Origin of the sequence: Curtobacterium sp. VKM Ac-2884, assembly GCF_015350945.1 — a bacterium.
Taxonomy (GTDB): Bacteria; Actinomycetota; Actinomycetes; order Actinomycetales; family Microbacteriaceae; genus Curtobacterium.
Genome location: NZ_JADKSA010000004.1, coordinates 231,515 through 244,229 on the forward strand (window position 1 = coordinate 231,515; position 12,715 = coordinate 244,229).

General features: G+C 70.3%; 15 protein-coding genes and 1 tRNA gene. 8 read left to right on the forward strand and 8 right to left on the reverse strand.

Features of this window, described 5'->3' with window-relative positions; all coding sequences use genetic code 11:
- The first annotated feature begins 21 nt into the window (after nucleotides 1-21).
- Nucleotides 22-1,089, forward strand: a complete 1,068-nt coding sequence (locus ITJ60_RS12660) for a mechanosensitive ion channel family protein (protein WP_194648170.1) — start codon at nucleotides 22-24, stop codon at nucleotides 1,087-1,089.
- A complete protein-coding gene (locus ITJ60_RS12665) occupies nucleotides 1,086-1,589 on the forward strand; it encodes a globin (protein ID WP_279388202.1) in 504 nt (167 codons plus the stop codon). The genes ITJ60_RS12660 and ITJ60_RS12665 overlap by 4 nt, the downstream gene beginning before the upstream one ends.
- Nucleotides 1,590-1,787: 198 nt before the next feature.
- Here ITJ60_RS12665 and ITJ60_RS12670 read toward each other — a convergent pair whose 3' ends face one another.
- Both ITJ60_RS12670 and ITJ60_RS12675 read right to left on the reverse strand, forming a co-directional pair.
- A complete protein-coding gene (locus tag ITJ60_RS12670) occupies nucleotides 1,788-2,630 on the reverse strand; it encodes an NAD-dependent epimerase/dehydratase family protein (RefSeq protein ID WP_194648171.1) in 843 nt (280 codons plus the stop codon).
- A gap of 37 nt (nucleotides 2,631-2,667) precedes the next feature.
- Nucleotides 2,668-3,369 carry a hypothetical protein gene (locus ITJ60_RS12675; protein ID WP_123341116.1) on the reverse strand — a complete coding sequence of 234 codons (702 nt, stop codon included), beginning with the start codon at nucleotides 3,367-3,369 and terminating at the stop codon, nucleotides 2,668-2,670.
- A 47-nt stretch (nucleotides 3,370-3,416) separates the two neighbouring features.
- On the opposite strand from ITJ60_RS12675, the gene ITJ60_RS12680 reads away from it, so the two are divergent.
- The gene (locus tag ITJ60_RS12680; RefSeq protein WP_123673310.1) at nucleotides 3,417-4,280 is read left to right on the forward strand and encodes an acyl-CoA thioesterase; all 864 of its coding nucleotides are present in this window, start codon (nucleotides 3,417-3,419) and stop codon (nucleotides 4,278-4,280) included.
- Here the strand turns inward: ITJ60_RS12680 and ITJ60_RS12685 are convergent.
- Nucleotides 4,267-4,722, reverse strand: coding sequence for an acyl-CoA thioesterase (locus tag ITJ60_RS12685; protein WP_123673308.1), 456 nt, complete (start codon nucleotides 4,720-4,722; stop codon nucleotides 4,267-4,269). The genes ITJ60_RS12680 and ITJ60_RS12685 overlap by 14 nt on opposite strands.
- Nucleotides 4,723-4,754: 32 nt before the next feature.
- Nucleotides 4,755-6,440, reverse strand: coding sequence for an energy-dependent translational throttle protein EttA (ettA, locus tag ITJ60_RS12690; protein WP_111086790.1), 1,686 nt, complete (start codon nucleotides 6,438-6,440; stop codon nucleotides 4,755-4,757).
- Nucleotides 6,441-6,630: 190 nt separating this feature from the next.
- On the opposite strand from ettA, the gene ITJ60_RS12695 reads away from it, so the two are divergent.
- A complete protein-coding gene (locus ITJ60_RS12695) occupies nucleotides 6,631-7,356 on the forward strand; it encodes a hypothetical protein (protein WP_159573927.1) in 726 nt (241 codons plus the stop codon).
- Nucleotides 7,357-7,379: 23 nt separating this feature from the next.
- Here ITJ60_RS12695 and ITJ60_RS12700 read toward each other — a convergent pair whose 3' ends face one another.
- The 3 genes from ITJ60_RS12700 to msrA form a co-directional block, all read right to left on the reverse strand.
- On the reverse strand, nucleotides 7,380-8,087 hold the full coding sequence (locus ITJ60_RS12700; protein WP_194648172.1) for a single-stranded DNA-binding protein: 708 nt from the start codon (nucleotides 8,085-8,087) through the stop codon (nucleotides 7,380-7,382).
- 123 nt (nucleotides 8,088-8,210) lie between these two features.
- Complete coding sequence (locus tag ITJ60_RS12705; protein WP_111086793.1) at nucleotides 8,211-8,414, reverse strand: methyltransferase; 204 nt, start codon at nucleotides 8,412-8,414, stop codon at nucleotides 8,211-8,213.
- A 37-nt stretch (nucleotides 8,415-8,451) separates the two neighbouring features.
- Nucleotides 8,452-8,979: a peptide-methionine (S)-S-oxide reductase MsrA gene (gene msrA / locus ITJ60_RS12710; protein WP_194648173.1), complete on the reverse strand. Its 528-nt coding sequence runs from the start codon at nucleotides 8,977-8,979 to the stop codon at nucleotides 8,452-8,454.
- 158 nt (nucleotides 8,980-9,137) lie between these two features.
- Between msrA and ITJ60_RS12715 the strand changes: the two genes are divergently transcribed.
- Together ITJ60_RS12715 and ITJ60_RS12720 are read left to right on the forward strand one after the other, a co-directional pair.
- Nucleotides 9,138-9,404, forward strand: a complete 267-nt coding sequence (locus tag ITJ60_RS12715; RefSeq protein WP_111086795.1) for a hypothetical protein — start codon at nucleotides 9,138-9,140, stop codon at nucleotides 9,402-9,404.
- Between the two features lie 89 nt (nucleotides 9,405-9,493).
- On the forward strand, nucleotides 9,494-10,786 hold the full coding sequence (locus tag ITJ60_RS12720) for a hypothetical protein (protein ID WP_194648174.1): 1,293 nt from the start codon (nucleotides 9,494-9,496) through the stop codon (nucleotides 10,784-10,786).
- Between the two features lie 103 nt (nucleotides 10,787-10,889).
- Here the strand turns inward: ITJ60_RS12720 and ITJ60_RS12725 are convergent.
- Nucleotides 10,890-10,962, reverse strand: a tRNA-Arg gene (locus ITJ60_RS12725).
- 112 nt (nucleotides 10,963-11,074) lie between these two features.
- On the opposite strand from ITJ60_RS12725, the gene ITJ60_RS12730 reads away from it, so the two are divergent.
- Both ITJ60_RS12730 and ITJ60_RS12735 read left to right on the forward strand, forming a co-directional pair.
- On the forward strand, nucleotides 11,075-11,842 hold the full coding sequence (locus ITJ60_RS12730; RefSeq protein ID WP_194648175.1) for a cytidylyltransferase domain-containing protein: 768 nt from the start codon (nucleotides 11,075-11,077) through the stop codon (nucleotides 11,840-11,842).
- Nucleotides 11,839-12,711 (forward strand): N-acetylneuraminate synthase family protein, encoded by an 873-nt coding sequence (locus tag ITJ60_RS12735; RefSeq protein ID WP_123294011.1) that lies wholly within the window; start codon nucleotides 11,839-11,841, stop codon nucleotides 12,709-12,711. Before ITJ60_RS12730 ends, ITJ60_RS12735 begins: the two co-directional genes overlap by 4 nt.
- Nucleotides 12,712-12,715: the final 4 nt, after the last annotated feature.

The following is a 12,715-nucleotide window of genomic DNA, read 5'->3' on the forward strand; positions in this document are numbered from 1 at the left end:
CGCCCTTAGCATCGACCGGATATGACCTTGGCTGCAGAGACCTCCGACGTCCCGAAGTGGGCATCCAACGCGTTCACCCAGTTCGTCGATGCCTGGCACATCCCGATCACGATCGTGATCACGATCATCGCGGCGATCCTCCTGCGCGTGATCCTCCGCCGGATGATCAAGCAGATCGTCGACCGTGTCGTGAACGGCGTGAAGAAGCGTCAGGGCGCCGAGGACACGCAGGCACTCATCGCGTCGCCGGTCCAGACCGCGCGCGTGGTGCAGCGGACCCGCACCTTGGGCAGCGTGCTCGAGAACCTCGCGACGGTCATCGTCGTGGTGGTGGCCCTTGCGATCATCATCCCCGTGGCGATCCCGAACGCCGCCGTCGGGATCGTCGGTGGCGCGTCGCTCGTCGCCGCGGGCCTCGCCGTCGGCGCGCAGTCGATCGTGAAGGACCTGCTGTCCGGCATCTTCATGATCCTCGAGGACCAGGCCGGCGTCGGCGACGTCGTCGACACCGGGCAGGCCACGGGCGTCGTCGAGAACGTCGGACTCCGAGTCATGCAGGTGCGCGACGTCAACGGGATCCTGTGGTTCGTGCCGAACGGGCAGATCCTGCGCGTCGGCAACCTGTCCCAGGGCTGGTCGCGCGTCCTCGTCGACATCACCGTCCCCTACGACACCGACATCGACGCCGTGCAGGACGCCCTGCTCGCGGCCGCCGTCACCATGTCGCAGGAGCCCCGCTGGCGCCAGCGCATCGTCGAGAAGCCCGAGATCTGGGGGCTGCAGTCGGTCTCCCCCGACGGCATGGTGTTCCGCCTCGTCGTGAAGACCCGCGCCTCCGAGCTCGACGTCGTCGGCCGCGAACTCCGCGCCCGCCTGAAGCACGCCGTCGACGAGCTCGGCATCACCCTGCCGGCGATGGCGATGATCATGCCAGAGGGCTGGGAGAACGCCACCTCGATCAACGGCCTGCGGTCCGTGCAGACGCGTCCCACCCCGGCACCGACCAAGCCGCGCCGCACCAAGCGCAACGTGCTCGGGCAGCCGATCCGCACCGACGACCACCACGACGGTGGGAAGGACTCCCAGTGACCGATCCCACACCTCCGAGCAGTGGCCCCGGCGGGGCTGGTCTCGGCATGCCCGGCGTGCCCGGCGTGCCCGGTGTTCCGGCGCAGCCCATCACGCTTCGGGTCGGCGAGCACGGCGTCTCGGCCACCGGCTCGTTGTTCGACCGCATCGGCGGCGCCCCGACCTTCGACCGGCTCGTCCGCCGCTTCTACGAGGGCGTGCAGCAGGACGACGTCATCTGGCCGATGTACCCGGCCGACGACCTCGAGGGCGCGATCTGGCGCCTGTCGGCCTTCCTGCAGCAGTACTGGGGCGGGCCGGGCACCTACAGCGAGGAACGCGGACACCCCCGGCTCCGGATGCGGCACAACCCGTTCCGCATCACGTCCGAGGCCCGCGAGCGCTGGCTGCACCACATGCGCGAGGCCGTCGAGTCCCTGCAGCTCGCACCCCTCGACGAGGCCGAGCTCTGGGCGTACCTCGACCGCGCCGCGCACGCCATGACGAACACCTTCGACTGACGCCAGCTCTTCAGCCGCCCAGGTTCCGCCTGCCGCCCAGGTTCCGCCCGCCGCCCAGGTTCCGTCTGCCGCCCAGGTTCCGAAATCTGCACATCTCGGCGCCGTCTCGTCCCGTTCGTGGAACCTCGGCGAACGGCGCGCGGCGTGTTGTGGAACCTCGGCGGCGCTGACGCCGTCGTCGAGGGCCGTTCGTCGTCCTCAGCGCACGTACGAGCCGGTGGCGAGGTCCTGGACCAGGGACGGGTGCGTCGGGTTCCAGCCGAAGGCGGAGCGGGCGTGGGATCCGGACGCCTCCTGGTGCAGGAGCAGCGCGTCGGCGAAGGCCTCACCGAGTCGCTCGCGCGAAGCATCGACGCTCTCGGCGACGACCGGTGCGCCGTGCGCCCCCGCTTCGGCGAGTTCGCGCACCGTCGGGTTGTCCCCGGTCGCGGCGACGATGTACCCGTCCTGCTCGGCACGCTCCAGCGCGAGGACGTAGAGCTCGCCGAGGTCGTCGACGTGCACCGTGGTCCAGCGCTGCGAGCCGTCACCGACCAGCGTGACCGGCTTGGTGCCGTCGCTGACGAACATCGCGGGGATGCCGGCACCGCGCCCGTACACGATGCCCGGGGCGACGATCGTGGTCCGCACGTCGCTCGCCCGCACGGCAGCCTCGTTCGCCGTGCGCCACGACGTCAGCTCGGGCGGATCGATCGGCGACTGCTCGGAGATGTCCGTCGAGTTGCCGAAGGTGAAGATGCCGCCGGTGTGCACGAACGGCTTCGGTGTTCCGGCTGACGCGCGAAGGACCGTCGCCGTGAAGTCCGGGTCGACGTCGGGCGCGGACGCCGTGTGGACGACGCCGTCGGTCTCGTGCAGCAGTCGTTCGACGACCTCGGTGTCGGTGACGTCCCCGACGAGGGCGTGCCCACCGGCGTCATGCACGTTCTGCGCCTTCTCGTCGGAGCGGACGATGGCGGTCACCTCGTGCCCGTGGGCGACGAGGGCGCGGAGGACAGAGGAGCCGATGTACCCGGACGCGCCGGTGAGCAAGACGTGCATGCGGCCAGCCAACCACCTCGCCAGGACGTGACGTTCGCTACAGGTTCAGGGTCCAGGCGCGGCGTTTGACGAGCACGTGCCCGCGCGACGTCGTCAGACGGCTCCACGGGCCCGTCTCGAACAGGCGGACCGGGTCGTGCCCGAGGAAGCCGAGGCTCTCCCCCGCGAAGCCTGCACCAGCCGGCAGGTGCTCGATGCCCGGCACCGGACGGCCCCAGACCTCGGATCGCACCTTGCGGATGATCGCCTCACCCGCGTTGGTCGGGACAGCGTCGGCGACCTCGGCGATGCCGTCACGGGTGGCGCGGCGCAGCAGCTCCGGCGAGACGTCGGGCAGCGGCACCCATCCGCCACGGGGCGGGGAGATCGCCGCCCACGTCACGGTGTGGACCTCGTGTGGGAGCTCGACCTCGATCGGGGTGGCCCGCGTCGGGTCGGCACCGTCGGCGTGCTCGGCGTCCTGCGCCTCGGCGAGGAGCCGGAGGCGCTCGAGCAGGGACTGCAGCGGCACCACGACGTCGATCGTCGCGGGCTCGGTGAGCGAGAACGTGCGGAGGCCGAGCACCGTCGGCAGCTCGTCGAGGAGCCCGAGGGGGTACAGGATCGCCGTGTAGACCGCGAGGACACCTGAGTCGGCGATGAGCCGGACCGAACCGTCCTCGATCCGAGCGGCACGTCCGAGGTACGTGCGGAGGTCACCGAGGGAGGCGGCGTCGGGAAGCGTGAACGAGGTGCCCATGTCGAACCGATCCTACCGGCGCACCCTGTGTTCGTAGACTGCACCACGTGAACGGCGAACCCGACTTCCTGCGGACACTCCGACTCGAGGATACCGGTGCGAGCACGGGTGAGACGATCCTCACCGGCGCGAACCACTGGTCCCCCGGTGGGCGGGTGTTCGGCGGTCAGGTGCTCGCCCAGTGCATCGTCGCTGCGCAGGCCACCATCGAGGGGCGTGACATCCACTCGATGCACGGGTACTTCCTGCGCCCCGGCGACATCGACGTGCCGATCACCTTCGGCGTCGAACGCATCCACGACGGTCGGTCCTTCGCGACGCGGCGCGTGCAGGCCTACCAGCGCGGTGTGCCGATCTTCTCGATGATCGCGTCGTTCCAGGTGCCGGACACCGGGGTCGAGCACCAGGACCCGTACCCGGTGGACACGCCGTCACCGGAGTCGCTGCCGTCCGCCGCGTCGATCCTGTCCACCATCGACCACCCCGTCGCCAAGGCCTGGGCCGAACGGTCGATCGACCTGCGGCACGTCGAGGGACCGGTGTTCGTCGACGTGCAGGGCGAGCACGTGCCGCACCAGGCGGTCTGGTTCCGTGTGCAGGGCGACCTGCCGGACGACCCCGCGCTGCACCGTGCGGTCCTCGGGTACGCCAGCGACCTGTCGATCCTCGAACCGATCATGCGGCGGCACGGCGTCGCCTGGGGCACGCCCGGCGTGAAGAGCGCCAGCCTCGACCACGCGATGTGGTGGCACCGCGACGGTCGGGCCGACGAGTGGGTCCTGTACACGCAGGAGTCCCCCAGTGCGCAGGGCGGCCGGGGGCTCGCGTTCGGCCGGATGTTCTCCCGCGACGGACGCCTGCTGGCGACCGTGGCGCAGGAGGGGATGATGCGGGTCCCTACGGGCGGCTGAACTCCACCGGCGCCTCGAGGTACTGCTCGCACGCCGCACGCTCGGCCGCGGTCAGCCGCCGAGGACGGTTCGTCGCGGCGTCCACCATGACGAGCGCGGTCGTCGCCCGGGTGTAGAGCTCGGCCGGCTGCTGCCCGACCGGCGACCAGACCTCGTACGACACGTCGACGCTCGCCCCACCGAGCCGCCCGATCCACATCTGGATGTCGAGCGGCTGGCGCAGGTACGGGATCGACGCGAGGTACTCGAGGCGCTGTCCGGCGATCACCGTCATCGTGCCGGAGCCCGGCCGACCGTCGATGATCGGCTCGGGAAGGCTGCCGTCAGCCGACAGCTCACCGGCGTCCGGGCCCCAGAACCCCACGATGCGCGCCTCTTCGAGCAGGCGCAGCATCGCGGAGTTGTTGACGTGGCCGTAGGCGTCGATGTCGCTCCACCGCATGCGGATGGGAGCGTGCAGTCTCGCCACGCGGGTCAGTCGCGGGTGAGCTTGCGGTACGTCGCGCGCCCGGGCTTCGCGGCGTCGGCACCGAGGCGCTCGATCTTGTTCTCCTCGTACGCCTCGAAGTTGCCCTCGAACCAGTACCAGTTCGGCGTGCCGTCCTCGTTGAGGCCTTCCCACGCCAGGATGTGGGTCGCGATGCGGTCGAGGAACCACCGGTCGTGGGTGATGACCACGGCGCAACCGGGGTACTCGAGCAGGGCGTTCTCGAGGCTGCCGAGGGTCTCGACGTCCAGGTCGTTCGTCGGCTCGTCGAGGAGCAGCAGGTTGCCGCCCTGCTTGAGGGTCAGCGCGAGGTTCAGACGGTTGCGCTCACCACCGGACAGGATGCCAGCACGCTTCTGCTGGTCCGGGCCCTTGAACCCGAACTGCGAGACGTACGCGCGGGACGGGATCTCGGTCTTGCCGACCTGGATGTAGTCGAGCCCGTCGGACACGACCTCCCACAGGTTCTTGTTCGGGTCGATGCCGCCACGGCTCTGGTCGACGTACGAGATGTCGACCGTGTCGCCGATCTTCAGCGTGCCACCGTCGAGGGGCTCGAGCCCGACGATCGTCTTGAACAGGGTCGTCTTGCCGACACCGTTCGGGCCGATGACACCGACGATGCCGTTGCGGGGCAGCGTGAAGGACAGGTCACCGATGATGACGCGCTCACCGAACTGCTTGTGCAACTTCTCGGCGTCGATGACCTGCGACCCCAGACGCGGGCCCACGGGGATCACGATCTCCTCGAAGTCGAGCTTGCGGGTGCGCTCGGCCTCGGTGACCATCTCTTCGTACCGGGCGAGACGGGCCTTCGACTTCGCCTGACGGCCCTTGGTGTTGCTGCGGACCCAGTCGAGCTCGGAGGACAGGCGCTTCGCGAGCTTCGCGTCCTTCTTGCCCTGCACCTCGAGGCGCGCACGCTTCTTCTCGAGGTACGTCGAGTAGTTGCCCTCGTACGGGTAGAGGCGACCACGGTCGACCTCGGCGATCCACTGGGCCACGTGGTCCAGGAAGTACCGGTCGTGGGTCACGGCGAGGACGGCACCGTGGTACTGCTGCAGGTGCTGCTCGAGCCACTGCACACTCTCGGCGTCCAGGTGGTTGGTGGGCTCGTCGAGCAGGAGCAGGTCGGGCTTCTGGAGCAGGAGCTTGCAGAGCGCGACACGACGCTTCTCACCGCCGGACAGGTGCGTGACGAGCTCGTCCCCCGGGGGGCACTGGAGCGCGGCCATGGCCTGCTCGAGCTGCGAGTCGAGGTCCCACGCGTCGGCGGCGTCGATCTCCTCCTGCAGCGTGCCCATCTCGGCGAGGAGCGCGTCGAAGTCGGCGTCGGGCTCGGCCATCAGCGCGGAGATCTCGTTGAAGCGGGCGAGCTTCGCGTGGATCTCGCCGACGCCTTCCTGGACGTTCTCGAGCACGGTCTTCGTCTCGTCGAGCTCCGGCTCCTGCATGAGGATGCCGACGGTGAAGCCCGGCGTGAGCTTCGCCTCGCCGTTCGACGGCTGGTCGAGACCGGCCATGATCTTCAGGATCGTCGACTTGCCCGCACCGTTCGGTCCCACGACGCCGATCTTGGCGCCGGGGAGGAACGACATCGTGACGTCGTCGAGGATCAGCTTGTCGCCGACCGCCTTGCGGGCGCGGACCATCTGGTAGATGTACTCAGCCATATCGGCCCCAAGTGTAGTGACCCCGTCGGTGCGTCGCGCGCTCGGCACCGGATCGCCGCTTCGCGCACCCTGCGGAACGGGGGGCTGTCGGGATCCGTGACGACGACGTAGGTTGTCCTCGCCAACCACCTCGGGGCCCGTCACTCACCACGACGCGGACCGGCTCAGGATCACGGACGGGATGACAACCATGACCAGGCACGCCACACGACTGCGCCGACTCGCGCTCCCCTTCCTCGGAGCGATCGCGCTCACCGCTGCCCTCGTCGCGCCTGCGTCTCCGGCGACGGCCGCCGGCGCAGTGCCGAAGGGCTCCCCTTACCTGCTCTACACGGCGACCATCAGCGCCGACGGGGCCGGTACGGGGTACTCGTCGTACATCAACGTGCACGACGCCCACAACAACGCCTACGCGTTCGGCATCCAGTCGGACAAGGGCTCGCCCGAGAGCAAGGGCAAGCCGCGCTTCATCTGGGAGCGGGTGCAGAACGGCAAGTTCACCTACGGGTACCTCGGTCCGGCGACGAACAAGAACACCCCGATCGGTATGCGCTGGTACCAGAACGACGTCGCGACGATGATCGTCAACCACAAGACGATCGGCACGCTCAAGCTCAACCTGGACGGTCGGCTGTTCTTCAACGCCGAGGCGAACGGCCGCCTCAACGGCGACGTCGTGCACTCCACTGTCCAGGACACCCGCATCACGGTGGGCAACGTCAAGGGCCGGACCGGTCTGAACGGCACGTGGAACACGAACTTCTCGTTCCACGGCATCAAGGCGACCCAGATCAACAAGCCGGCGGTCCAGGGAGCGACGTTCCGGATCAACGGTCGGGTCTCCGGGCTGCCGCGCGGCGGCAACTGGGACACCGACCAGGTGTCCGGCATCGGGATGATCGCGCAGAAGTGGTGACCGTCCGGGGCGTCTGACCAGGGTCACGCGGCGGCCCGAGTGAGCGGCCCGTCGTCATCCGACGGCTGCGGGTCGAATGCGGCTCCGTCCTGCTCGAGCATCCGCTCGGACGGCCCGACCGCGTCCGCGCCGTCCAGCCCGTGGTCGGTCCCGGCCTCGTTCTCGTGGTCGGGCCCGTCGCCGTGGTCGGCCTCGGCTCGGTGGTCGGTCTCCGCCTGAGGGTCCGCCCCGAGCTCGTGGCCGGCGTCCTGCCCGTGCTCGTGCCGTTGACCGTCGAGCGCCGGAGCAGCGACGAGGCCGCCGCCGTGCACCTCGCCGGTTCGGGGATCGACGCCCCGCACGCCGCCGTGCCCGGACGCGGTGTCGTTCACCTGCCGCGGCACCCGGACCCAGTTGCTGATGCCCCACGCCAGGTCGTGCCCGATGCCGTCGGCATCGATCTCGACCGACGTGCCGCCCCGGCCGTCGCGCTCCCAGGTGCGGATCCGGACGCGGCCGGACACGACGATGCGGTCGCCCTTCTTCAGGGACTTGAACACGTTCGACGCGAGGGAGCGGAACGCGGTGACGGTGTACCAGTTGGTCGCACCGTTGACCCAGGCCGCGCTGGCCCGGTCCCATCGACGTGACGGTGAGGCGAGGCGCAGGCTCGTGATGGCGATGCCGGTCTCGGTGACGAGGTGACGGGGTTCCGTGGCGACGATTCCGCAGACGGTGATGATGTCGTTCATGCGTCGATCGTCATCGAGCCCGGGGCTGCGGAAGCAGCCCCGGGCTCGATCTGTGGCGTGTGGACCCGACCAGGCGACCTGTGGAGGACGAGTCCCCCGGGCCTCCTGTCCGGCCCTGGACCGCTAGTGCGCTCGGAACTCGGGCCGCGCCGCGAGCGGGCCGAGCGCCGCGTGGACCGCGCCCTTCGCCGACTCGAGCGACGGGTAGAGCCCGCCGGTGCGCCCTCGTCCGTAGAGCTCGACCTGGAAGCCGTCCGCGGCACGGTGGATGCTGCCCACCGCACCTGCCGGACCGATCGCGACCCAGGTCCCGGTGTTGTTCGTCATCGTTCGACCACCTCCTCGTGGCCCCGACGCCCGAGGATCAGGACGCCAGGATGTACTGACTGTAGGCCTTGCGGACCTTGTTCACCTTGGGCAGCGCGACTGCGAGGCAGTAGCCCTGACCGGGGTTCTTCGCGAAGAAGTCCTGGTGGTACTCCTCCGCCGAGTAGAACGTCGAGAGCGGCTCGATCGTGGTGACGATCCCGCCGTCCCAGATGTCGGACGCGCGCTCGATCGCCTGCTCGAACAGTGCGCGCTGCGCGTCGTCGGCCGGGAACATCGCCGAGCGGTACTGCGTGCCGACGTCGGCACCCTGCCGGTTGAGCTGCCGCGGGTCGTGCAGCGTGAAGAACACGTCGAGGATGACCTCGGCCGGGATCACCGTCTCGTCGAAGGTGACCGCGACCGCCTCGGCGTGACCGGTCGAGCCCGTGCACACCAGCTCGTACGACGGGTTCTCCACCCGACCGCCGATGTAGCCGGACTCCACGTCCTGCACGCCCTGGAGCGTGCGGTACACGGCGTCGAGACACCAGAAACATCCACCTGCGAGCACGAACGTGGTCATGGCCACAACCTACCTCCCCGACATCCGCGCGGGGCCGGACCGGGGACATGCCCTCCACAGCACGCACCGCCCACTCCGCCGTCCACGATGCGTCAGCACGGCCCCGGCGTGTCGGTGGTGGCCCGTAACGTCGAGACCACACCGACCAGGAGGCCACGATGCAGACCACGACCGAACCCGCACTGCGGATCCGCACCGTCCCGCTCTCCCGGTCGCGCGGCGACTACCGCATCCTCGACGTCCGCGACGACCTGAGCCGCGTGACCCGCGCCAACGGCGAGATCGTCGGCTACGTCGACCGCATCGACGTCGCCGGTGACACCGCCTACCGCGCCCGTCGCTACGTCGCGACCGAGCGTCGGTTCGTCGAGCTGCCGAACGTGTGGTCCGCCGACGACGCCGTGGACTGCCTCCGCTGGTCATGATGTTCCAGATTGGAATCATCTCGGGTCGGATGCGCGGAACGCCGTCCGTCCTCCCCGGGGCCTGACCGTTTCGTGAGTATGGTGCGCGCATGGACTGGTGGAACGACCTGACCGACTGGACTTCGTCCGACGACGGGTGGCGGGTGATCTCGGGTGCCGTGATCCCCTTCGTCGCCATCGTCGTCGCCGGCGTGATCGCGGCGCTCATCGGACGGGGTGCGACCAAACGGGTCGTCGCCCTGCAGGAGCGCGAGTCGAAGAACGCCGCCGTCGCGGCGATCATCTCCGCGGCGCGCAAGGCCGCTGCTTGGGGTTCGCTCGGGCACGACGAACGCGGCTACGCGGACCACCTGGCAGAGGATGCCGACATCCGGCTCCGGCTGCTCCCCGTGCAGGGTGCGCCCCTCGCCGCCAACTGGGCACAGCACGAGATCGCCGACATCAAGAAGAACTCGTCGACCTTCAGCTTCCAGGCCGACCAGTCGCTCGCGGAGTTCCGCGACCGCCTGCTCGAGTGGCAGGCCCGTCCGGGCCGCGCACGCAAGCTCTTCAAGGCCGACCTCGAGCGCTGGAAGTTCGAGTCCCCCGACCCGGATGCCGACCTGATCAAGCGCCAGCAGGACTGGAACGCCGACCAGAACAGCACCGCCCGCCCGCAGACCCCGGCAGCGCCCGCTCAGGCCGCTCCCGTCGAGCGCCCGACGCCGACGACGACTTCCCTGCGTCCGGCACAGCGTCCGGGAGGCACGCCCGCCTCCGCGCCGTCGGCCCCGGCCAACGCCGGGTCGGCCCCCGCCGGTGGCACCCCCGCTGCCGCAGCCGGGTCGGCGTCCGCTCCCGCTGCAGGACCCGGGTTCTCGGTGAACCGCGGTGGGTCGGACGCCAACGCCACCCGCTCCTACGGCGAGAACACCACCCGCGTCTACGGTGACGACGCCGCACCGCCCGTGCGCCCGGCGCTCGGCACACCCACGTCCCCCGCACGCTCCACCCCGAGCCGCGGCACCGACGACACCGAGGTGGTGGACGACGACGCCGTCACCAAGGCCTTCGGTGACACCGACCGGGTGACCCCGGCCCGCGGCACCGACCGTCCCGCGTCGTCCACCGTCGCGACGCCGGCGCCCACCTCGGCCGACGCCCACGTCAACCGGACGCCCGCCAACGACGTCCCGACGACCCCGGGCGCACCGACGGCCCCGGCATCCGCTCCTGCTCCGAGGGTCGAGACCCCGGGCACGACGAACACGACGTCGATCCCGACCCGCATCACCCAGGCGCCGGCGGAGCCCACCGACGCGGACGAGACGTCCGAGGCGACGCACACGCAGCCGATCAGCGCCTCCGAACTCCGCCGCCGCGCCGCGGACGACGACGAGTAGCGGGCACGGACAAGCAGCACCCAGCACCCAGCACCCCGCGTCCGACACCCCCACGAACGAGCAACGGGCCGCCATCCGATCGGATGGCGGCCCGTTCGCGTCGTGCCCCCGGCAGGAATCGAACCCGCGGCACGGTGGGTAGAAACCACCTGCTCTATCCACTGAGCTACGGAGGCGAGCGACGTCGATTCTAACCGGGACCCGCCGGTCGAGCGGTTCCGGAACGGTTCGGCCGTCGTCTGCCCACAGTTCGCCTCCGGGACACCCGCGCTTCGTACCGTCCGGGAGATGCACTCCTCTGCCACCGTCCTCGCCGTCGTCCCCGCACGCGCCGGCTCGAAGGGCATCCCGGGCAAGAACCTCCGGACGGTCGGCGGTCGGACGCTCGTCCGCCGGGCGGTGGAGTCGGCACGCAGCGCAGCACTGATCGACGCCGTGGTCGTCACGACCGACGGTGACGCCATCGCCGCCGAGGCCCGCGCAGCCGGTGCCGACGTGGTCCGACGGCCGGCCGACCTCGCGGGCGACCAGGCGTCATCGGAGTCCGCGCTGCTCCACGTGCTCGACGAACTCGAGGCCGCCGGCGGCGCGCTGCCCGAGGTCCTGGTGTTCCTGCAGGCGACCTCGCCGTTCATCGACCCGGACGACCTCGACACGGCGATCCGGCGCGTCTCGGAGGGGCACGCCGACGTCGTGTTCGCCGCAGCGCCGTCGCACGCGTTCCTGTGGCGGGTCGCCGACGACGGTTCCGCCGTCGCCGTGAACCACGACGCGGCCACCCGTCCGCGTCGCCAGGACCGCGCGGCCGAGTACCGCGAGACCGGCGCCTCGTACGTCATGCGGACCGACGGCTTCCGGCAGCACCGGCACCGCTTCCACGGCCGCGTCGAGCTCATCGCCGTCGACCCCGCCGGCGCAATCGACATCGACGACGAGACCGACCTGATCGCGGCCGAAGCCGCGGCCGAAGCCACGGCCGATGTCGTCGCTCCCCAGATCCCCGACCACGACCCATCCCCGACGCGGGCAGCCCCCGCACTGAACGGAGCACCATGACCGTCACCATCGGCACGTCCACGATCGGCGCGGGCCACCCCGCGTACCTCATCGGCGAGATCGGCCTCAACCACAACGGTGACGTCGACATCGCCAAGCAGCTCATCGACGTCGCCGCCGACGCCGGGCTGCAGGCCGTCAAGTTCCAGAAGCGCACCCCGGCGATCTCCACGCCCGAGCACATGAAGAACACGCCCCGCAGCACCCCGTGGGGCGAGATGACCTACCTGGAGTACCGCTACCGCGTCGAGTTCGACCGCGACCAGTACATCGAGATCGGCGACCACGCGACGCTGCGTGGCCTCGACTGGTTCGCCTCCCCCTGGGACGAGCCGTCGGTGGACTTCCTCGAGGACCTCAACGTCGTCGCGTACAAGATCGCCTCGGCGTCGGTGACCGACCTCGGGATGCTCGCGGCCGTCGCCGCGACCGGCAAGCCCGTCATCCTGTCGACGGGCATGTCGACGCTCGAGCAGATCGACGCCGCCGTCGACGCCCTCGGCACCGACCGCCTCGTGCTCATGCACGCCACGTCGACGTACCCGCTCCCCGCCGAGGAGGCGAACCTGCGCATGATCGACACCCTCGCGCACCGCTACTCGGGCGTTCCGGTCGGGTACTCCGGCCACGAGCCGGGGCTGCAGATCTCGATCGCCGCCGTGGCCCTCGGCGCCACCGCGGTCGAACGGCACATCACGCTCGACCGCACGATGTGGGGCTCGGACCACGCGGCCTCGCTCGAGCCGCACGGCCTGAAGACCCTGGCGCGGGACATCCGGATCATCGAGACCGCGCTCGGTGACGGGGTGAAGCGCATCTTCCCGGGCGAGCGGGCGCCGCTCGCCAAGCTGCGCCGCGTCGGCGCGTGAGCAG